The 21,701-nt window shown below is 34.1% G+C and carries 16 protein-coding genes; 1 reads left to right on the forward strand and 15 read right to left on the reverse strand.

Translation table 11 applies throughout. The features are described from left to right. Positions 1–56 precede the first annotated feature (56 nt). Positions 57–737 (reverse strand): hypothetical protein, encoded by a 681-nt coding sequence (locus tag CBF31_RS02520; protein ID WP_126830657.1) that lies wholly within the window; start codon positions 735–737, stop codon positions 57–59. 6 nt (positions 738–743) lie between these two features. Then, on the reverse strand, positions 744–1,214 hold the full coding sequence (locus CBF31_RS02525; protein ID WP_126830659.1) for an RNA polymerase sigma factor: 471 nt from the start codon (positions 1,212–1,214) through the stop codon (positions 744–746). Positions 1,215–1,627: 413 nt separating this feature from the next. On the opposite strand from CBF31_RS02525, the gene CBF31_RS02530 reads away from it, so the two are divergent. Continuing rightward, entirely contained in the window at positions 1,628–3,124 is a 1,497-nt protein-coding gene (locus CBF31_RS02530; protein ID WP_170167847.1) for a helix-turn-helix domain-containing protein, read from the forward strand. A gap of 21 nt (positions 3,125–3,145) precedes the next feature. Here the strand turns inward: CBF31_RS02530 and CBF31_RS11000 are convergent, their stop codons facing one another. The 13 genes from CBF31_RS11000 to CBF31_RS02605 all read right to left on the reverse strand — a co-directional run bounded on the left by CBF31_RS11000 (position 3,146) and on the right by CBF31_RS02605 (position 21,638). Continuing rightward, a complete protein-coding gene (locus tag CBF31_RS11000) occupies positions 3,146–6,454 on the reverse strand; it encodes an LPXTG cell wall anchor domain-containing protein (RefSeq protein ID WP_170167848.1) in 3,309 nt (1,102 codons plus the stop codon). A gap of 791 nt (positions 6,455–7,245) precedes the next feature. After that, the gene (locus CBF31_RS02550) at positions 7,246–8,073 is read right to left on the reverse strand and encodes a class A sortase (protein WP_126830663.1); all 828 of its coding nucleotides are present in this window, start codon (positions 8,071–8,073) and stop codon (positions 7,246–7,248) included. Further along, positions 8,073–9,164 carry a WxLIP family cell surface protein gene (locus CBF31_RS02555; RefSeq protein ID WP_170167849.1) on the reverse strand — a complete coding sequence of 364 codons (1,092 nt, stop codon included), beginning with the start codon at positions 9,162–9,164 and terminating at the stop codon, positions 8,073–8,075. Before CBF31_RS02555 ends, CBF31_RS02550 begins: the two co-directional genes overlap by 1 nt. Positions 9,165–9,271: 107 nt before the next feature. Next, the gene (locus tag CBF31_RS02560; protein ID WP_126830667.1) at positions 9,272–10,048 is read right to left on the reverse strand and encodes a WxL domain-containing protein; all 777 of its coding nucleotides are present in this window, start codon (positions 10,046–10,048) and stop codon (positions 9,272–9,274) included. 53 nt (positions 10,049–10,101) lie between these two features. Further along, the gene (locus tag CBF31_RS02565; RefSeq protein WP_126830669.1) at positions 10,102–10,908 is read right to left on the reverse strand and encodes a WxL domain-containing protein; all 807 of its coding nucleotides are present in this window, start codon (positions 10,906–10,908) and stop codon (positions 10,102–10,104) included. Between the two features lie 32 nt (positions 10,909–10,940). Further along, positions 10,941–11,750: a WxL domain-containing protein gene (locus CBF31_RS02570; RefSeq protein WP_126830671.1), complete on the reverse strand. Its 810-nt coding sequence runs from the start codon at positions 11,748–11,750 to the stop codon at positions 10,941–10,943. A gap of 30 nt (positions 11,751–11,780) precedes the next feature. After that, positions 11,781–12,593, reverse strand: coding sequence for a WxL domain-containing protein (locus CBF31_RS02575; protein ID WP_126830673.1), 813 nt, complete (start codon positions 12,591–12,593; stop codon positions 11,781–11,783). Positions 12,594–12,620: 27 nt separating this feature from the next. Beyond that, a complete protein-coding gene (locus CBF31_RS02580; RefSeq protein WP_126830675.1) occupies positions 12,621–13,394 on the reverse strand; it encodes a WxL domain-containing protein in 774 nt (257 codons plus the stop codon). Positions 13,395–13,396: 2 nt separating this feature from the next. Further along, positions 13,397–13,807 (reverse strand): hypothetical protein, encoded by a 411-nt coding sequence (locus CBF31_RS02585; protein WP_126830677.1) that lies wholly within the window; start codon positions 13,805–13,807, stop codon positions 13,397–13,399. Position 13,808: 1 nt separating this feature from the next. Continuing rightward, a complete protein-coding gene (locus CBF31_RS02590) occupies positions 13,809–17,489 on the reverse strand; it encodes a translocation/assembly module TamB domain-containing protein (RefSeq protein WP_126830679.1) in 3,681 nt (1,226 codons plus the stop codon). 287 nt (positions 17,490–17,776) lie between these two features. Beyond that, positions 17,777–19,156: a hypothetical protein gene (locus CBF31_RS02595; RefSeq protein ID WP_126830681.1), complete on the reverse strand. Its 1,380-nt coding sequence runs from the start codon at positions 19,154–19,156 to the stop codon at positions 17,777–17,779. A 448-nt stretch (positions 19,157–19,604) separates the two neighbouring features. Continuing rightward, complete coding sequence (locus tag CBF31_RS02600) at positions 19,605–20,912, reverse strand: helix-turn-helix domain-containing protein (protein WP_126830683.1); 1,308 nt, start codon at positions 20,910–20,912, stop codon at positions 19,605–19,607. A gap of 348 nt (positions 20,913–21,260) precedes the next feature. After that, entirely contained in the window at positions 21,261–21,638 is a 378-nt protein-coding gene (locus CBF31_RS02605) for a DUF956 family protein (RefSeq protein ID WP_126830685.1), read from the reverse strand. Positions 21,639–21,701: the final 63 nt, after the last annotated feature.

Here is a 21,701-nt window from a genome sequence, read left to right on the forward strand (position 1 = left end):
ACCAAACCTTTTAATCTAAGGTCGGTTTCTTTTGTCTTATTTATTATATATAGAAACTACTCAAACACCACATACAACACTACCACCTGTTCAGCTTCACTCTTTTTATGCTCGGCTAGAGTATCCTTTAATGTTGAATAAACATTTCCTCCTGTAGTCCACCATCTTAAAAAATATTCTTTATTCGGAGTTATCTTCATGCTGTCCTCTATTTCACCGCTTGATCCTACACCGTTACTCGTATCAAAATTTAGTGTTCCTAAATCAAACTCTCCCCTAGTCGACCCTCCTCCTGTTGTCATGATTTCTGCTTTTAACTTTCCTAGCTTTTTATCATCCTGAGACGGTTCCATTAGCCAATCTATACTTCCTGACATCCCTCTAGATTCTATTCCTACGCTAGTAACCAACTCATGTTTTACCTTTTCACCTTTCTCATAGGCATCTATATAAAGGGAAACCTCTTTCGCATCAGAGTTAAATCCATAGCTTCCTGATGAGTCTATTAGTAACTTTAAGACACCTATATCATTATCTTTTACCACTAACTTGCCATTCGGCACACCAGGTGCTTCGCTTCCTTGAAATGGGTAATAATTATAATAGAATTGATATCCTCCTACCGTTATGCCACTGACAATTAAAACTGTCACAAGTGAAATTAACATAGTTGTTAAATAACGCTTTTTCTTTGACTTACCAACTAATTTTTCAAACTCATTATCATTTAATTCCATTCATACTTACCTCGCTTCCATAATCCTACGTAATTTTTTTCGTATGCGATACAATTCAGTTTTTAAACTTTCTTTCGGCCTATTTAAAATAAAGCCAATCTCGTCAAAGCTTAATCCTTCTTCATATTTTAATAATAAAAGAATCACTTCTTTTAACTCTAACTTCTCTAATGCCTCATGTAATTCTGTATAATCCACTTTCAGTTCAAGCCACTCTGGAGAATAATACTGCTGATGGAGGATTTCCTGATACCGTTTTTTTCGATTATACAAATTATAATAAAGATTAATGCCCACTCTAAAAATCCAAGGTCTTATTTTGTTATAAGGAAGGACATCTTCAATTTCCAAAATCTTGACGATGGTATCTTGAGCAATATCTTTTGCATCTTGCTCTCCACAACCATTTTTGATTAAATACCCAATCAACTCATTCAAAATAGCCATTACTTCTTTTTCATAATTAGTCAGATTCATTATTCCCCTCCCTTCACTACTATAACAAATGAAATTGGAAAAAGTGAACAACACTTAGTCTAGTTTTTTTAAAAAAAGACCTGAACTTTAAATAATTTAGGCCTTTTTCTTATGTATTTCTATTAAATAACACTTTTTTACTATCATTTTTTTATCCATTTTACCTAAAAAGTCCGATAAACAATTCACAAATATTGAATTTTTCTTGAAAAATTTCAGGTTATTTTATTCTCTTAAAACAATACATCTGATTGAAATAAACATACAAATTTAATGACACTGTCAATTATCATGATAAAATAAAACTTATTTATAAAAAATAATTATTATTTTTACTTTCAATCCTAAAAGTAGCCTTACTTAATTTTCAATGGTAAAATTCAAGCATAATATAAATTGGAGGTTTTATCATTTTGTTTAAATTATTTTTAAAAAAGAATGAAATACGAACTTTGACAGTACTCTCAAGGCTTAGAGCTACTCACTATACGTCAAAACAAGACCTTTCAGAGACACTTTCTATTCCACAATCGACTCTTAATCGTGACATAAAAGAACTTGATAGTATCCTAAAGCTTGACCCTGAATTACCTCAAATAGAAATTAAAGGTAATAACTTAAAAATCATTAACACCCCAAAGAAAAATAACAGTAACACATTATTGAGAACCACTTTGCAGTATTACGTTGAAAAGTCATACCCTTATCAAATTATGCAGTGCCTTGCTATATGTAAAAAAATAGAAATTGATAATTTGTGTGAACAAGTTTCTATTTCTAAAAGTTATCTTTTTCAGCAACTTTCAACGCTTAACAGCTACTTAAACACTTACCACGTTCAAATAAAAATTATTGATAATCACGTTCAATTTGATGGTCCGCTACAAAATAGATTTGTTGTCACTTTTTTACTTTACGACACAAACTGTAAATTATTCAGTGAACAGCCCATACAAAATGCTAAAGAATTATCTTATATTAAAAACGCCCTTAACGAAGAGGTAAAGCCTGATTTTAATCCGGTTAATACTCGTCGCTCACTCAATCTATTAAAATACTATCATTTATATTTAGATGAACTTGAAAGAACCATTGATATGAATTCAGAACTTGGTCAATTATTAGATCTATTCAATCGATATTTTCCCGTTTTCAACGAGCCCATGCCGAAAAATCTCAGACCTTTTTTTTCATTTCTAACAAATCTCACCTTTACACGTTTACGTCAGGAAGATGAGCATGTTGAAATTCTTTCTAAAATGCTAAAAGAAGACCTCCCATTGATCCATGAATCTAATGAAGTGTCCCAAGCCCTACTATCATTAATCCCAACACTGAGTAAACCTCAACAGATTTTATTTTCAGGCACAGTCCTAATCTACACCATCTATTTAAATGTGTTTGGTTGTGATATCAAAGAACCGTTTAGTAATAGTGACTTATTAGTTGACTTAATGGAGGAAGGTGAGTGTATTCCTGTCGTAGATTTAAAAGATGATCGTTCACTTGAGGCATTTAAGCATCTAACTAATAATTCTGTTCTTCCTTTAGTATTAAAATATAATAGACTTTTTGAGCAGTATATTGAATTTTTTTATTGGTACAATCAAACTACAACTCTTTCTATCCGACTGGATTTTGAAAACAGTGTTATTTTTGAGCACTATGTCCAAAAAGAATTAGAAAAATTATTTAATACTTCTATTTTAAACTTTAGTCATGACGACACTAGAGTTGACTTAATTATTTCAGATCAACTCTACAAAGACGATCAAGCTGACTACTTCTTTTATTATCCAGACTTACAATCTGAATTTCTCTTTGATTCCCTAGTAGCTTACATACCAGCTATTTACACCAAAAAGAACAAGCGTATTACTAATCAAAAAATAAAAGACACACTCCTTTAAGAGCGTGTCTTTTATTTTATATTAACGTTTTTTTCTTAAGAAAACCCCTATACCTACTAACAAACTTCCACCAAGTAATGTTAGGAAACCTTGTGCCTTTTCACCTGTTTGAGGTAATAATGATGCCCCATGTTGTTTTGATGATTGTGTACTTTGAGTATGTTGTGTTACCCCGGCTGATCCTTTTGGTTTTTCATTTTCAGGTCTAACTGGTTTTTCTTCTCCCGGTTTACCCGGTTTTTCTTCTCCCGGCTTACCTGGTTTTTCTTCTCCCGGTTTACCTGGTTTTTCTTCTCCTGGCTTACCTGGTTTTTCTTCTCCCGGTTTACCTGGTTTTTCTTCTCCTGGCTTACCTGGTTTTTCTTCTCCCGGTTTACCTGGTTTTTCTTCTGGTTCTGTTGGATCTGTTGGCTCTGTCGGTTCCGTTGGTTCTGTTGGATCCGTTGGCTCTGTTGGATCCGTTGGTTCTGTTGGCTCTGTCGGTTCCGTTGGCTCTGTTGGTTCTGTTGGCTCTGTTGGTTCTGTTGGTTCCGTTGGCTCTGTTGGTTCTGTTGGTTCTGTTGGTTCTGTTGGTTCCGTTGGCTCTGTTGGTTCTGTTGGATCTGTTGGATCTGTCGGATCCGTTGGTTCCGTTGGCTCTGTCGGTTCCGTTGGCTCTGTCGGTTCTGTTGGTTCTGTTGGTTCTGTTGGTTCTGTTGGTTCTGTTGGCTCTGTCGGTTCCGTTGGTTCTGTTGGCTCTGTCGGTTCCGTTGGTTCTGTTGGATCTGTTGGCTCTGTTGGTTCCGTTGGCTCTGTTGGTTCTGTTGGATCCGTTGGTTCTGTTGGTTCCGTTGGTTCCGTTGGTTCCGTTGGATCCGTTGGTTCTGTTGGCTCTGTTGGATCCGTTGGTTCTGTTGGCTCCGTTGGCTCTGTCGGTTCCGTTGGTTCCGTCGGCTCTGTTGGCTCTGTCGGATCTGTTGGTTCCGTTGGATCCGTTGGCTCTGTCGGATCTGTTGGTTCCGTCGGCTCTGTTGGTTCCGTTGGCTCTGTCGGATCTGTTGGTTCCGTCGGATCTGTCGGATCTGTTGGTTCCGTCGGCTCTGTCGGATCTGTTGGTTCCGTCGGTTCATCTGTCTTACTATTCTCAACACTTACGTTAACAGTATTACCATTTTCTTCATTCGCTTTAACTGTAAATGAAATTGGCTCTGTTAATACATCATAACCTTTAGGTGCCTTAACTTCGATCAATTGATAGTCACCCAATTCTAATTCATTTACTTCAATCTTACCATTTTCATCTGAAACTAACTTATCTTTTACAGGTTCACCTTCAACTGTCAATAGTTTAAATTCAGCACCAGCTAATACTTTAGACGTATCCTCTTTGTCTACTTTTGTAATAACCAATTGTCCCAATGGTTTTGGTATTTCAGTAGCTTTATTTTTAACAACTAACTCAATGATATTTCCTGCAACGTCACTTTCTTTTATTTCAAAAACTTCTGGTGACTTCAGTAATTCATATCCTTTTGGTGCTGCTGTTTCTATTAGTTCATAATTCCCCATAGGTAACTCATTTACTTTTAATTTACCGTCTTTATCTGTCGTTAAATCATTTAGATTTACGTCATTGTCTGTTCCTTTTAATTGGAAAACAGCGCCCTCTAAAACTTTTGAAGGGTCATCCTCATCAACTTTTGTTACAAGCAAACCGCCTATTATTTTTTTATTTTCAACCATTACATGTGTTGTATTTTCTGTTTCTTGGTCCTCTTTAATTTCAAATTCAAATGTTTCTGTAGATTTTTCATACCCTGTTGGCGCTTCAATTTCTTCTAATTTATACTTACCTAATGGTAGAGAATCTACTTCAAATTGTCCTTTTCCATCTGTTTTTAGACCTTCTTTAATAACTACATTTTGCTCATTTAAAATATTAAAAACAGCCCCCGGTAAGAAAAGTGACTTATCTTTGTTGTCCACTTTAGTTACAACTAAACGACCTTCTGGCACTCTTTCAGGTTCAGGATCATTAGGAATAGTTAATGATGTTAAATGGCTACCATCTTCATTTTCAAATACATATAATTTATGTGGTGTTTCATCTAAAACATAACCATCTGGAGCTTTGCGCTCAATGATTGTATATATTCCTTCAGGTAATCTTGGTGTTGTTGTTTTACCAAATTCATCGGTAACAACAGTGTCTACTAAATTGTTATCCGAATCATAAATAGTAAACATCGCTCCTGGTAAAACTTTTGTTTCATCTTCTGATGATACTTTTAGTAGTTCAATAATATAGTCTTTTACACCTTCTCCTTCAGCTTCTCCAACTAAATTATCTAACTGCATATTACTTACTTCACCATCAGGACCAGACCCTTCTATTTTGCCATCTGATTCAAAATAAGCAGTTGATTCATTACTCAAGTTTTTAGGTTCAGATTTTGCGACATATGTTTTATACGTCACATTAATCCCTGTGTTATCTATATAAGGATCATTAATCACAACTTCAAAACTATTTCCATTTACAGTAACTTTACCTATTCCATTTGCTTCAAGTTCACTAGCTGTATAATGATTATAACTGTTATCCGCACCATTAGCTGTAATTTCAAATGAATCTGGAATCAGGCTATGACCTTCTCCGACTGTATCTGTAATTTTGATTGATTTTTTATACGCTTCTTTATTTGGATTAACTACCAAGTACCATGTTGGCTTATGATGATCCATGTCAGCTGTACCTGTCTTATAATAAAAGACATCTGTTCCTTCACCTGACTCAGGACGAGTAATCGTGATTGTCTTAGCTGGTAATTCTGTTCCTAAATCCCCAGTTACTTGCGTTGCGTTACTTTCAGTCATCTCCCCCATAGTATTCACTGCCGAAAGCTTTAATTTAAATGACCCACGAATGTCTTTCAAGTCATTTACATTATCATTAAAAGTTAGAACAATTGATGTATCCGAAGCGTTAATATGACCAATAACTAAACCATTTTCATCTTTAACAGGTAAGTTATTTTCCATTGCTGTTAACTTTGCCATCCCCTCATCGCTAATAACCGAAGGTAGCGTTAAACTTAGAGTATCGCCGCCTTTAATAGTCACCCCATCTAATTCTTTAAAATTAACTGATAATCCTAAATGATCCGTTACATCTACGGTATTAGTAGGTTGCGCTGGCATCGTGTGAATATCATAATAATTATAATCTACGACGACTTTTTTATTCAATTCTTGATACGTGCTAGCTCCCTCTGCAAAAACCGTACCTAACGAACTAATGTTACCTAGCAAAATACTTAAAACCATAATAATTCTAGCAAAATATTTCATTATTCTCCTCCTATGTTCAATAGTTATAGCTCAGAAATGTAATACTATCCCCAAAATAGTCAGTATATAAACTGACATAATATTTACTTTTCTGATATTTTTTCAAGCTCATATGAAAATATTACTGTAATAAACAATAGTTTTCACTCCTATTTTTTCATCAGCTTCTGCCATTTTTTTGGAGTAAGCCGTGAATGTTTACGCATGTTCGTAATAAATAAACCGTTTTACCTACCATTGTTACAGTCAAAAACCTTTATCTTTGAAGGTTTTTGACTGTTTTGGCTGTTATTTATAGCTATGTTTTTTTCATCACAACTCTTTGTTTATAATCACTTTAATTTAAGATTCTTATTATTTTTTATAGCAATTTAATTACAAATTTCTAATTTGAACTGTTTTTCTGACTTCATTTTATAAAATATATCTCTTCCGTTCACTCTAATACCCTACAAACCAAACTAACATTCACTATTTATTTCAATCCCTTTAAAAAATCATTAAAATAGGGAGGAAACTAAAAAAGACAGTCCCTTTTTACTGGAATCTGCCTTCTTTAGTTAGTATTTAATTGGAATCACACTTTCAAATCGTTTGCCTTTTACTGGTGTTTAGTTTTTTTTATATCTTTAGCTGCATTAAGTTTAAAAGCAATAACTTGATAATCCGTAAGCATTACTTCGCTCTCATTTTTACTTATTTCTGATAAACCTAATTTACAATAAATTAAGTTTTTTCACCCCTATTGTCTAGGCAAAAAAAGCAAATAAAAAAGACCAAAAAAGTCTTTTTTATTTACTTAAACGTATTAGAATAGGTGTAACTACTATTAATAAACCAAAGATAATAACGAGTGGTAAATAAAGATGCCAATCTATTTCTTTTTTCTTTATTATATTTTGACTAAGTTGACTTGAACTTTCTTGCTTGATGGTCGTATCTTTTAAATTAGACACATCTTTATTCGTACTAGACATCAGTTTCGCTTTCACAACAAAACGTTGGTCTGTTTCCGTTGGCTTATCACATGTTATTAAGGTCAAAATCCCTTTATCATCCGTTGTATTTTCCAACACGCTAAGATTCGTTTCCTTCACAATAGCAGCAGACGTTACTTTATACTTATAACGATCTCCTAGATATAATAATTCTATCTCATTTCCTTCTTCTACAGTCAGCAAAGGACTAAACAACTGACCTTGATAACCCAAATGGTGTCCTAAAATAACAATATTATCAATTAAAGGATCTCGTTCTGGATAAAGCGTCGCTGTTCCAAAAAGTAAATTTTGATTAGTGACTCCTACAAATATAGGAAGATCAATTCCTACATTTTCTAAGGTCACTGCCCCTATAATTCCATCAGAACTAGGCTCTTTAATCTTAACTGCTTCTTCAAATGTAGGGGGTGTAATTTCTTCAACTTTTGGAACAACTTTAGGCAATGTATTATTCACCTGATAGCTATAACTTATTGACCGGTAATTAATCACTGTGGATTTTAAAAATGGGCTTCCAATTAGAAAGACTGCACTATAAAACAAGAGCAATGCGACTACTGTCAAAAGCCAATTTCTAGACTTTTTCTTCTTAACTTTGTTGCTTTTTTGTTTGGTCATTACTCTTCCTCAGAATCATCTGAATCTGTTTCTTCTTTATCTTGACGTTTTTTCTTTAACAGCAATAGTACGAGTAATAATAGTAATAATAAACTACCACCACCAACATACCATAGCGTATGACTTGGTTTAATATCAACGTCTTTACTATTCAATTCTTTAGCTTCATCTTTACTAATTTCAAAATCTTTACTTAAAATCCATCGATGACGATATGTTTCACTCTCTTCATCTTTGTATTTACCATCTTGATGTTTGCCACCAAAAACCATAACATTCATTGTGTATTTCCCTGGCTTTAACTCTTTCCCTTCTAAAGGGGTTGGAAAATCAAATCTAGAGTTAGGAGCAATTTGTAAGCCAGATTTCATTGTTTCGTACATAACATCTTTTTTACCACGTTGAACAATTGATGTTGAGATCTTTACTTGATTAATAAAAGTAGCCTGATTATTTTGTAGCGTCGCATTTAACACATTTCTGGCATTAACTTGCGATGGAAAAGCATCTAATAAATTAACATGAGGAGCCACTGCTTCTTTATGTTGTCTAACTAGAAGTGCTACCATATAAGAAAATTCATTTTTTATTGAAAGTCCCTTAGCTTCAGCGTCTTCTTTCTTCTCTTTTGTTTTTTCCTTAAATGTAATACCACCTGCTAACACCCCGTCAAAATTTTCAGAGGGTGACGTTAGTTCTATACTTAATGTTTGTTTACCTTTTTTTGGAATCTTAATTTCTTTTGGAATTTTAGCGTAATCTTTTAAATTATAAATTAAACTGTCATCAGGTTTAATCTTATTTATACCGTACTCAACAACACCATTTATATTTGTTGTTGCACTATTTAGAGTTGTTAATATTGTGATTTCTTTGTCGGTACTATTCGTCAAATCTACTTTTAAAGTTTCTTTTTCACCTTTTTTCAATAATAGGTCAAAATAAGATTTACTCCCATCTAGTTGATTATCCGGTATTTGTGGGATAACAGCAAAATTAAAAACAGAAGCCTGTACTTTCTCTGTGTTAATTGCAGTAAATAAAGTGATCCCCAATAAACACGTTGTTAAAATTTTTATAATAGTTTTCATCATTTCCTCCTGAACTAGAATAAAAAATCCAATCACTTCTTAATAAAACCAAAGTGATTGAATTTTTTAAGGATACCCATAGTAATTAAATTACTAGTGATTCCGGATTATACTTCTGTATTTTCGATTGAATCTGATAATTCCCATGTTAATGTTGTGTTGTAAACATCAGTATATTTTGTTGTAGAACCTGGAACAAATAGATTAACACTTGTTGCAGCGTCTTTTCCTTCTTCAGTTCCCCATTGTACAAACTGTGTTCCTGCACCAGTATTTACTGTAGCAGCCATAACTGTAACAGTTTCACCTGGCGTTAAATCTAAACTTGACTCACCAACAGCTGCTGCTGATTCTGAGTGTGTGTAGAAGTTAGCATTACCTAATGTAATGACCGCTCCTGTTAAATCTTTGTTAGCTTTTTTAGTTGCTTTAAATTGCTCATCTTGTTTAACTGTCAATTTCCATCCCGCTTCAGTACCACGGTTATCTGTAATTTGAACAAAGTTAGGAACTTCTTGTGTTGGTACTTCACCTTCTGGTAATTCTGTATCAGAAGCTAATTGTGCTTTTGCTTTGTAATCCATATCTTTTGAAACGATTTCTTGCTCACCAAAGTCAAAACTTGAAGCGAAATCGATTGATAATGGTCCTTGTCCTCCTGGATTTGGTGTACCTGGCTTATTAGGATCCCAAGGGAAAACTGGTTGTCCTGGCTCTTCAGGTTTTGCTGGTGGTGTAACTGATCCTTCACCAGTATTTGGTTTAAATGTTACTTTACCTGTTGATGTTAGTGTTCCGCCCTCTGTATCTGCTGCCAATACTACTGGAGCCATTGCTGAACCCGCTAATAAAATTGTTGTCATTAATTTGATTGTATTTTTCATTTTAATTTCCTCCGATTAGTGTTTAATTTATAGATGTCATGTTGAATTATTAATTAAGCTTCTGGTGTTTCTTCTGGGTTACCTGGTGTTTCAGTATTTCCTGGAGCTGACACTAAGTTCCATTCTAAAGTTGTTTTATAGCTTTCATCAGCATATTGTAAAGCTGTATGTGGAACAAATAAATCAACTGATTTAGCTTGTTCTTTTTGTGTTTCTTCTGTTGAATCATCACCTAGAGTACCAAAACGTAATGTTTGAGTTCCCATACCGTGTTCTTCACCAGCTACCATTAATTTAGTAGGTACGTTTGGTGTTAATTCAACTGCTCCAGTTACTTGGTTTGTTGCTAATGTATTTTCAGGCATATCTGATTCAACTGCCCCATTAGAAAGTGTAATTTTTGCCCCAGTTAATTCATGATCTTTATCACTAATAAAATTATCTTTTTGAGTAAGTGTTAATTCCCAACCTTCCATTGAACCGCGTACGTCTGATACTTGTACGTAGTTTGGAACTACGATATCTTTATCATCTGCATCTTTAGCTTCTTGTAATTTAGCTGAATAGTGTTCATCTTTGGCTGATACTTTTTGTTCTCCAAAGTTAAAGTTTGGAGCGAAATCGATTGATAATGGTCCACCTTCACCATGACCGCCTCCTGGGAAGCTAGGTGTAATTGGATTGCCTGGTTTTTCTGGATGTGTTGGAGGAACAGTTTGTCCTTCTTCTCCACCGACAACAAAATTAACCGTTGCTTCTGATTTTGCTTGGTCTTTTTCTTCTTTTGCAAAAGATGTTGACGCACCTAATACTGTACTGAATAACATAATCGCTGTAATTGTTTTAAATGAATTTTTCATAATTGACTCTCCTGTATTGTTTTATTTTTTAGTTATACTTCTTGATTAGTTGGTAGATCTGACAAAATCCAAGTCAAAATACTTTTATATACCACTGCATCTTTTGGCGTTTCTCCTGGAACAAAAAGTGCAACATCTTTTGTAATAGAAACGTCTTGAGAAGTTCCCTCCTCATTTTCTTCAGTAACTATTTCAGGTTCTCCCCATGCATTGGTCCACGTACCAGCACCTTCATCTAATAAAGCAGATAACACTACATTTTCTGATGATGAAGGATCTAAAACGATTTCTTCTACTGGTGTTGGTGCACTAGCATTAGAATTACTTCGAACTTTAGGCGCACTTAATTTAATATATGCACCTATCAACTCATCATTATGAGTCTTAGTGTCCGATTTCAGTTGCCCTTGTTGTTTAACTGACAATGTCCAACCTTCATTCGTCCCTCTATTATCCGTTATTTGAACATAGTTAGGACGGGCCTCCACTTTAGTAGCTTCTTTGTCTACAATAAGTTGAGAACGTGCATAGTAGGATTGGTCATCATTAGAGATTTCATTCGCACCAAAATCAAAGCTTGATACAAAATCAATCGATAAAGGGCCACTCGTACCAGGTTTGGGTTTTCCTTCAGGTTCCGTAGGGTCCCAAGGGAAGATTGGTGTATTGGGTTTTTCGCCTTCTGGATCAACAGGTGGTGTGACTTGTGTACTTGGTTTAAATTTTACTTTTGCAGTGCTCGTTAAACTATTTTCAGTTACTTCTGCAAAAATAGGACTCAACCCCGTACTCAAGAGTATTAGACAAGCTAAATTTAACTGTATAATTTTAATAGCTTTCATAATTTCCCCCTAACGTGATCTGTTATTTTACTATTGTTCAGTATTACTTGGTCCTGAAGCTAAATTCCACTCTAATTCTGTAGAATAATCTGTAGCATATTTAACTGTTTTACCAGGTACAGATAATTTAACTGATTCAACAGCTGATTTTGTTTCATCTAATAATGTACCGAATTTAATTTGATATTGACCCATACCTTTTTGCTCACTAGCAGTCATCAATGGTGTTGCAGCTTCTATTTCTTCATCAGCTAATAAAGCAGATCCATCGTATGATACTTCTGGAGTTTGTGCTTCATCTTCAACTTCTGACATGATTGTCGGATTAGCAAATGTAATTTTAGCTCCTTTTAGAACCTTGCCATCTTCTGTTTTTAATTGACCTTTTTGAGTAACAGAAAGTGACCAACCTTCACCTGTACCACGTTTATCAGTTACTTGAGCAAAGTTAGGAACATCTTTAACTTCTGCATTTTCAGGTGCTTGTTCTTCACCTTCTGGAACTAATTTCGCACGTTGTAATTTAGCAAAGTATTCTTTGTCTTGCGTGCTGATATCATGAATGTCAAAATCTAAATTTGGTGCAAAATCTAATGATAAAGGTCCGCCAATACCTGTTTCACCACCGGGCTCTCCTTCAGGATCAATAATTTGACCAGGCTCATCTGGATGTGATGGAGGATTCACTTCTGGTTTTCCTTCTGGATCTGTACCACCAGCTTTGAATGATACTTTACCTTTTGTTGTCGCTTGATCTGATTCACCTGCAGCGAATGCTAAAGTTGAACCTAGTAATGTACTAAATAATACTAATGTTGTTGTTAATTTAAGTGTTGTTTTCATTTAATTTTCCTCTTTTCTGATTGTTTTTTATACTTCTTGTCCGTTTTCGCCTTCGTTATTATCTGGTTTAGCATTAATGTTCCAATTTAATGTTGTTGTATACTCTTTGTCAGCATATTGAATAGCTGTTCCAGGTACTTTAAGTGTTACAGCATCTGCAGCAGAACCGTCTGCCATTGAGCCAAAACGAATAGTATGGCTACCCATTCCCTTACCATCATTCGCTTCCATTAAAACAGAAGTTGTTTCAGGTGTAATTTTTAAATCTTGTTCTTTCGTTACTTCAGCAGCTGTCATTTCAGGCATCATTGAGAAGTATGTTGAATTTTTTAAGTGTAATTCAGCACCATTTAATTCTGAACCATCTTCAGTTTTAAATTGATCTTCTTGTGTTAATGATAATTCCCAACCAGTTGATGTTCCACGTCTGTCAGAAACTTGAGCAAAGTTTGCTACTTCTTCATCAGTGTTAGTATCAGTAATTAATTTTGCGCTGTATTCTTCATCTTTAGTCGATACTTCATGAACATCAAAGTTAAATCCTGGTGCAAAATCTAATGATAATGGTCCACCTTCACCCTGTCCTCCTGGTTCGCCAGGTTCACCTGGTTGAATTGGGAAGCTTGGTTTTTCTTCTGGATGTGTTGGAGGTAATGTTCCACCTTCAAGTCCACCTGTCGTAAAGTTAACTCTACCTTTTGTAGTCGCTGAATCTTTTTCCCCTGCTGCAAGTGCTGTCATTCCACCAGCAATACTTGTTAAAGTTGCAACTGTTACCATCATTTTCATTGTGTTTTTCATTATTATTCCCCTTTTTGTTTAATATATGTTAGTGTCAACACCAGTGTTAACAATAAGCTAATTCCTGATAGTTGAACGAGTTCTTGTGACGTGTTACCTGTATGCGGGATAACCTTATCTCCTGATGGCTTGGGATTAGTATGTGTTATAGTTCCTGAGCCACCTGAATAATCATGATTAGGCGTTCCACCATTCGTACTAGGTCTTCCAGTATTGCCGTTACCACTATTATTATGCGTAGGTGGTGGTGTTGGTTTTCCTGGTGGCTTAGTATCCTTAGGTTTTTCTACGTATTCGCCATAAAATGACGTTACAGCATTGCTTGTGGTCGACTTATCTTCAGCATATGTTGCTGATAAAACAGATGAAAAAGAAAGAAGTAATACGAAAGTGGTAAATAGTTTTTTTATCATTTTAGTCCACCTCTCGATTTTCTACATTTTTTTCCAATGTCCACATTAACGCACCACTGTAATCACCTAAACGTTGTTTCTCAACTGGTACTGCTAAATTGAAGCCTTGATTAGTTGACGCCCATTCACTAGATAAATCTAGCTCACCGTCTTTTTCTAATGTTGTTTCCTCAACTACAATTCCAGTTTCTGTTACATCTTGTTTTTGATTCTGACGATCCGTATACGTTAATCCTGGCGTTAAATCAGACTCACTTCTTGAAGTTTTAACCTTAATAGCATCTTCAACATTTAATTTCAGACGCCATGAATCTTTACGCGAACCGCGATTATCACCGACTACTAACTTATCACTTGGTGTTGGTTTTAAGTTAAGAGCTTTAGTAGACACTTTATTCGTACCAAAATCTAACGTTTCTGGAACAGAAACGAGTGTTAACTCTCCACCAACTAACTTAATTTCAACAGCTTTTGTGAATGTAGCATCATGGAACGATACATTGTCATCAGAAATCGGATTCTCATTTCCGTTTTCTGTATTTGTTTTAGGTCTGTCCTCTATCTCTAAAACACCACTTTTATCCATTGTTGTCACATAAATAACATCATTTTCTTGTAACTTATGTGCGACATCTAGAGGCAGTTCAAATTGTCCATCCCCATCTGTTGAAACAACTTCAGATGATTGGAATTCTTCACTACCAGACGGTTTAAAATAGTATTTTACAAGTGATGGTTCACTAACTTGCCCTTTAATGACACCACCTTCAGCGGCGATTTCATTTTTTTCAGGTATATCAATTTTTTCAGCTGGTGTGGCATCTAAAACAGTTGGGTTTTTATCAGTGATAACTTTAATAGGACGCTTCTCAGTGTCGACTCCATCACCTTGATAACCAGAAACTGCTTTAACACTCTGACCAACTTTTAAGAATTTTTGTTTACCCTCTAATTCTTTAGGGAGTTTGAAACGCATAATACCAGATTCAGGCTTACCATAGATATCTGTATTACCAGGTAAAGTTGTGGCTTCTTCTGTGTTGTAGACATTACCGTCTTCATCTACAAGAGCAGCAACAGCTGTTACCTCTCCTTCATAAGCAGGACGAGGTTCTTCCCCTTTTGCTTGAGGGATCGTAGCTTTCGCATAAATATAAGCATCCGCATCTGTTGGTACACGAACGTCTGTTAATTGTGCAAGTTGATTATTGGCCGTAATTCGACTATAGGCCTGTAACCCAATTACTTTTACAGATGGATTCATCTCTTTGGCATCCGCTTTTACATCTTCAACAAACTTTTTATTCTTTTCAGATGCATCTTCTGGCACTGTAATGTTTTTAAAATATTGATTTTCAGCAGTGAACGTTAATGTTTGATAAATTCTACTTGGGTTAACATCTAATTCTTCCCCTTTTAAATTACGTTTCCATACAGAAAAATCATTACCTTCACTTTTCAGGCTACTCTTAGTCCCTGATGTAAAGATGGCAGGACCACCACCGGTATTTTTGAAATCATAGTATCGCATTTTACCCATCTCAAAAGTAAAATCATAAGCTTGCATCGCACCTGAAACGGCACCACCTAACCCGTTAGCTCCGACACCAGTCAGTTTAGTATTACCACGAACAATAAAGTAAGTATCATTACCAGCAACTACTTTACCTGTTCCTTTATCGCCATTAAGAGCTAATGAGCCAAATGCTAAACCTTGAGAACCAGTGGCCTCGATATACACAGAAGAGTCTGGGTCTTTAAGGTTAAATTCATTAGTATCCCCTTTAGGATAATGAACAGCAGGTCCATGACCCGTTGAAATAGCCTCAAAATCTGCCCCACCAGAAATATTGATTTTATTTTTCGAACCATACATACGGATAGCTGATGATTGGCCACCGATTTTTTTAACACTAATTTTTGCTTTATTAGATATATTAAACTCTGTTTCCCCCATCCAACTAAAACGCAATACCGCTGGTTGAAGACGGTTGGTTTCTGTTGATCCAGAAGATTCTGAATCGGTGTCAGCTGACAGATTTAATTCACTACCTGGGCCATCAACATTAAACTTCCCACCCAATGACTTCATCGTAATAGCATCATTGGTCGTAGCATGTATATCCATGACGGCTCCTTCAGTTATATTGAAAGTAGAGCTTTCACCTTCAATAGCGATAAGTCCACTAACTAAAGGCGTTTTTGTATTCGGTTCAAGATACAATTTATTGCCACCAGTCAAATTAAATGTCGTACCTAATCCCACAATATTAAAATCAATTGGGGCTTTTTTTATATCCATAATCTGTAAATTAGTTCCCAATCCAGTAATATCAAGAACACTTTTATTAACTAACTTAAATTCAGCTCTTTCCTTACTAGTTTGTAGGTATAACTTACTTAATGACCCGTTCACTTGAGAATTATCTAACAAAACAGAACGACCCTCGAATAAAACACCCGCTTTCGCCACTGTCATACTCGAATTTGTCACAAGTGTCTGATCACTTATAAATAGATGACCTTCGCCATATGACACTGTCACTTCTGTATCTGTTAAAGTGATGTCTTTTCCAGCCTGAAATCCAATCGCCTTGGCCGTTGCTTCAGCATCAGCTGACAAAGTTCCACCATTAAATAAGATAGATCCCTCTGTTTTGATAACTTGTCCCTTAGGATTTTGAAGTATAATGTCCTCATTATCAAAGACAATATCTTCTTTTACATCAAACAATAACCCGTCTTGGTTGTTAAAAACAGAACCTTTTTTGAACGACACTTTAGACCCTTGAAACATTGTTTTCGTCAGTGTCACGCCAGAAAAATCAGTACTTCCAACTTCCATTTCATTTGCAATAAAATAAGTTTTGATTGCTCCCGATAATTTTGATATTACCAAGCCATCCTTAAATGTTACTTTGCCTTGTTCTTCTGGAAAAGATACCAGTGCAGCATTGGATTGTAAGGTTCCTTCAAAGCTAACCTCTTGATTCGTTGCATCATCACTGGTTATAAGAAACTTAGACGCGTTAGTATGACTATAATTCAAATTATTAAAACTAACTCTTTTAACATTACCTAGCTTAAATACATTGTACGCACTTGTTGCCGTTAATTTACCTTCATCAGAGAAATTGAATAAGACATCTGTGCCCGTATCTATTGTAAGAAGGGCATTATGCGGAACCTTAATATTTTTTGTTATATTTATAACAGTAGTTCCTTCTTTTCCAACAACTTCTTTCAATTCCTTGAAAGTTGTGACCGTTTCTTCCCCTCTTGCTATCGGTTTTCGAGTTTCTTTTTCAGTTTGTTCTGGGGTGTCTTGATCATTCACTTTCTGAAGTGATACATAACCAGCTTCTTCTCTCTGCTTAGAAAGTTCTTTCAAACGATCGTCAACAGTTTTTTGATTGGTTGCTTTTTCTCTGTTGATGTCTTCTTCACTTTTTCGAGTATCAAGTGCGGCATCCTCTTTAATAGACTTATCAGGTTGTATCCCATCAACTAAAAATGGTGTCCCATCATCATTAAACTCTATTTTAGGTTGCTGAAACGACATTTTCTCTTGACTCGTACTCGTTTCTGAAGACTCACTAACCGCAAATACCGGTGCAATTAATACGTTACTGTTTAAAACTGCAATGGTCAGCAATGATGTTAGCTTAGAGTATTTTTTCATTAATCTAATCTCCTTCCTTTTTAATTAAACTCTTTTTTCCGATAGTAAAAGTATATGAAAATCTCAATAAACAGTCATCTCCACTTTGTACAACATTTTTTGTTTTTGGATAATAAAAAAAGAAAGCTTGAAACCATTGTTAAATCAACGGTTTACAACCTTTCAATCTTATCGTCTTAGTGAATTACTACCACGAATTCTCTATTATTTAACCACTATTCCTAATTGTACTGACTTTTCGTATAATAAAATTTCACATTCTGTTTTTAATTGTATAACTATAAACGCTACATAGAAAAATCTTTCGCATGAACAGACAGTTTTTCTACACATTTTTGATTTCTCTCGACAGCATCTTGTTCTATGGTGTCAATAAAATTAACAATAAACTGTCTGTATTTTTTTGTTTCAAATTCTGTGATCACATCTCTAATGAGGTAAACTGTTTTTCCATTCTTACGAAGTGTGATACTTTTTGTATTGTCTGTCACTATAATAGAAGCTTCATGACTAGTCGTCACTAACTCAATCGTCTCCGGATTAAATATTTCTTTAATAGAATCTCTATATAACTCTGTTAACACTAACGAATCCACAATTCTTACATAGATTTTTAATTTTTTAGTTGGTTTACTCTTTTCTAAAAATGGTCTTGAAAAAAGGAGCAACGCTTCAAATTGCTCTTTCGTAAACTGGATATCCTTTAAAGACACATGCTCTAATAACCCTTCAGACTCTTGAGATATCTTATCAGAATATCTTTCCAACGTTGCGCGATCAATACCTGAAAAGAATAAGTCGATGGGAGTAATTTTAACTAAGGTAACCAATTTGACCCAGTCTACTATATATAGAAGCAATTCTTTAGATTTAATTTGCTCATAATCCTTACTATAATAATCAATCAATATATATAGGAGTTCCACTATTGGGCCTCCCATTTTCATCAAATCATAACCTACTTCCAAATTATCATTTATTGATTCTTTTTCATCATGCATTGAATTATACATTTTGAAAAGTAAATCCGTATTACTCGACATGTCGTCCATGTTAAATATTCTTAGGAGGTAGGGCCTCACATCTTCTAATTCAATGTCATTTGGCGAGCTGTTATTAAAATAAGCCATCGTAATTTCAGACTTTAATGGGTAAGCTTTGACAAATTCAAATACTAAACTAATCAATTTATTAGTTGGCCCAGTGAATGAGATTTTTTTCTTCTTTATTGAAATTGAAATATCAAGTTTAGCTTCACTGATTTCATTAAACTGAGAAATCAACTTGTAAATGTAACTGGTTGAAACATTTAAATCATAAACCGCATTATCTAAATTAGCCTCATTGTTATTTACGATTAAATAAACGACTAAGTGGAAAATTGAGGATTGGTTAAGTAGATAATTATGATAACTATATAAAACTAATCTATTGTAATACTGCGTTAACTCGTTATAAAAATCATCTGAGGTGTAATGATACGTTAAATTATTAGAAATCGTCATATCAATTCCACATGATACTAAATCAGCATTTATTGCGGCCACCCTATGTCTACACGTGTCTTTATTTATGATTTTTTTTTTCTCAAAATCATTTTCGGTTAAAATAAACTCTAACATACTATACTTTTCTCTCTGTGAGTTATTTAAAAAAATACCACTCATCTACTCGCCTCCCTAAATTAACAGGAATAAAATACTTAAAATTAACTACTAACAAAATCGACCCACTTACTAAGTTAATTTCTATTTCTTTATACTCCCCTATAAACGATATGATTTTATCAATCTCTTCACCATTTATTAGTTAATAGTATATAGTTAGAGAAATTATAACAACGCACTCTATCTACTGTTTTTCTGTTTCTGTTAAAAATAGTATTCTAAAACGAGTGAAGATTTATCTTTTATTTTTATTCAAAGTCAGTAAAATTGCCTCTTATACGGTTAATCACTAAATACACTCTTCATTTAAACCTGGTTAAGGTTCTTATTATACCTAGTTTCATAAAAAAACATATACTATTTATTTGTTTTTCGTCTTAAAAGTGTATAAAAATACATTTTTTAATGTTCGATTTAAGAACACTTTATTTTAAACTCTCTATATTACTCACTCGGAGCTCAGCTTTTTAACTATTTTTATAATAAAATGTAGATAATCTTTTTTCTCGAATTCTTCTGTTACTTCTTGAATGACATAAACATACTTTGTTTTATCGTAATTTTTAACTTGTTTCATATCATTAGTTAAAATAATATCAGCCATGCTAATATCTTCAACTATACAAACTGTATCAAAGTTAAATAATTGGGTGATTGATTTTTTATATAAATCAGTCAAAAGATTAGAGCCAACTAACTTAACATAGAGTTTAACCTTAACTAAACTTCTACTATGATTTAAAAATCGCTTCATAAAGCAAATAAGTCCCTTTATTTTTTTTCTTTCTAAATAGAATTTTTCTTCTAATAAAATCCTCTCTACACTTGTAATTTCTTGATAATCATTATCTGTCATCGTTACGTCATCAATTTCTATACAGTAATGCGGAGTTGGTTCAACTTTCAATAAGACCATTAGTTTTATTAATTCCGGAACGTAGTAACTCAGTTCTTTAAGGTCGATTTGACCATATTGAGTACTATAATACTTAATTAATTTTGAAACAATTTTAATCAACGGACCGCCTTCTTGAACTAAATCATAACCTATCAATTCAATCGAATGGGCGGTTGGTAACGTTAGGTATAAACTTTTATACAATTCAAATAAAAGTTCAGCATCTGTAAAAGCTTCTGTCTTCTCTAAAATTCTAATTAATGGTGGTCTTAATAACTCTAAAAAGTGATCACTATTAGCCTTAAGGGTTGTATAAGTATGACAATCACATTCTGGCGAAATCGCGTAAAATGCAAATAAAGCTACGATTAGCTTATCCTCATCCCCTGAAAATGCCAAATATCTTTTTTCGATTTCTATTGTGACACCATATTTCGGACCACTTTCTTGATTAAAATAGGCAACTAATTTATAAATATAACTATTTGATATACTCAAATCACACGCTGCTGTTTCAATTGTTGTTCGTTTATGAGTGACTAAGTAAAAAATAAGATGAAATAAGTTAGACTGATTGAGTAAATAATGATAATACTTGGCCAATGTCTTTTTATTGTAATACTCAAACATATCCTCTTGATCAATTTTTTCTGAATAACAATAACGTAGATTAGATTTTATTTTTAATGCTACACCACAATCAATCAAATCTTTATTAATGGTTCTAATTCTATGTCTGTCAACAGATAATTTTTTTTGGAACTGCTGACTGACCTGTTCATTGTGGTGCAAACTTAAGATATAATGTAAAACTTCATACTTTTCCATCTGAGCATTATTGAAAAAAAGTTGACTCATTGTCTATTCCTCCTATCTTATAATAAGTTGACTCATAGCTTATTTGATATAATGAATCCGTTTGCTAGACTATGCAGTCGTCTATACCTTCTTAAGGTACAATTAATAATAAATTAAATAAATAATAAGTCATAATCTTATTTTAAGCACTTCGAGGTTTTATATATACAATCTTGGTACAGTTTTAACGCTCATAACAGACTTAAACTATAATAATGTTTCATTATTCATATTATTTACCATTTAAATAACGAACATTTCCTTAGTTATTTTTTGTTAGTTCCATTATTTTTATAGAAAAAGACTGTAAAATTCTTCCTATCAAGAATTTTACAGTCTTTAATACATCTATTTTTTCTTTTTACCTATCGATTTGAATCCACGTTTCACCACATCCATAAAGCTAAGAGAATGAACCATACGGTCTGGTTCAACATACTCTCTTACAGCTCTAAGGACCTTCTTAGGCTGCTTAGATGAAAAAGTATACGTGCCATTTTTCTTAGTTTGAATAGCGTAGCGTGGAATCCATTTTCCTTTGAACATCACAGAAGCTAGAACTAAATCTACTTCTTCCCACGGAATTTGGATGAATTTACGTTTATCACGGTCATTGTAAAACTCAAAACCTTTATCTCCTACCATGATTTTACCGTAATCGGTTAAACCAGTGAATGATGTGGCATCAATGACCAAATCTACTTTTGTATTAATTGATTGTACCATCTTTTAAGCTCCATTTCTGTCTCTCTTCTTACTATTATTATACGTTGTTTCAAGACATTAGGC

Origin of the sequence: Vagococcus fessus (assembly GCF_003987565.1) — a bacterium.
Classification (GTDB): domain Bacteria; phylum Bacillota; class Bacilli; order Lactobacillales; family Vagococcaceae; genus Vagococcus_D; species Vagococcus_D fessus.

What these genes read in the sequence shown, in the direction of transcription:
- CBF31_RS02580 (WP_126830675.1), bottom strand. Translation starts at nt 13,394, where the DNA reads ATGAAAAACACAATGAAAATGATGGTAACAGTTGCAACTTTAACAAGT.
- CBF31_RS02570 (WP_126830671.1), bottom strand. Translation starts at nt 11,750, where the DNA reads ATGAAAGCTATTAAAATTATACAGTTAAATTTAGCTTGTCTAATACTC.
- CBF31_RS02605 (WP_126830685.1), bottom strand. Translation starts at nt 21,638, where the DNA reads ATGGTACAATCAATTAATACAAAAGTAGATTTGGTCATTGATGCCACA.
- CBF31_RS02555 (WP_170167849.1), bottom strand. Translation starts at nt 9,164, where the DNA reads ATGAAAACTATTATAAAAATTTTAACAACGTGTTTATTGGGGATCACT.
- CBF31_RS02600 (WP_126830683.1), bottom strand. Translation starts at nt 20,912, where the DNA reads ATGAGTCAACTTTTTTTCAATAATGCTCAGATGGAAAAGTATGAAGTT.
- CBF31_RS02585 (WP_126830677.1), bottom strand. Translation starts at nt 13,807, where the DNA reads ATGATAAAAAAACTATTTACCACTTTCGTATTACTTCTTTCTTTTTCA.
- CBF31_RS02550 (WP_126830663.1), bottom strand. Translation starts at nt 8,073, where the DNA reads ATGACCAAACAAAAAAGCAACAAAGTTAAGAAGAAAAAGTCTAGAAAT.
- CBF31_RS11000 (WP_170167848.1), bottom strand. Translation starts at nt 6,454, where the DNA reads ATGAAATATTTTGCTAGAATTATTATGGTTTTAAGTATTTTGCTAGGT.
- CBF31_RS02560 (WP_126830667.1), bottom strand. Translation starts at nt 10,048, where the DNA reads ATGAAAAATACAATCAAATTAATGACAACAATTTTATTAGCGGGTTCA.
- CBF31_RS02565 (WP_126830669.1), bottom strand. Translation starts at nt 10,908, where the DNA reads ATGAAAAATTCATTTAAAACAATTACAGCGATTATGTTATTCAGTACA.
- CBF31_RS02575 (WP_126830673.1), bottom strand. Translation starts at nt 12,593, where the DNA reads ATGAAAACAACACTTAAATTAACAACAACATTAGTATTATTTAGTACA.
- CBF31_RS02525 (WP_126830659.1), bottom strand. Translation starts at nt 1,214, where the DNA reads ATGAATCTGACTAATTATGAAAAAGAAGTAATGGCTATTTTGAATGAG.
- CBF31_RS02595 (WP_126830681.1), bottom strand. Translation starts at nt 19,156, where the DNA reads ATGAGTGGTATTTTTTTAAATAACTCACAGAGAGAAAAGTATAGTATG.
- CBF31_RS02520 (WP_126830657.1), bottom strand. Translation starts at nt 737, where the DNA reads ATGGAATTAAATGATAATGAGTTTGAAAAATTAGTTGGTAAGTCAAAG.
- CBF31_RS02590 (WP_126830679.1), bottom strand. Translation starts at nt 17,489, where the DNA reads ATGAAAAAATACTCTAAGCTAACATCATTGCTGACCATTGCAGTTTTA.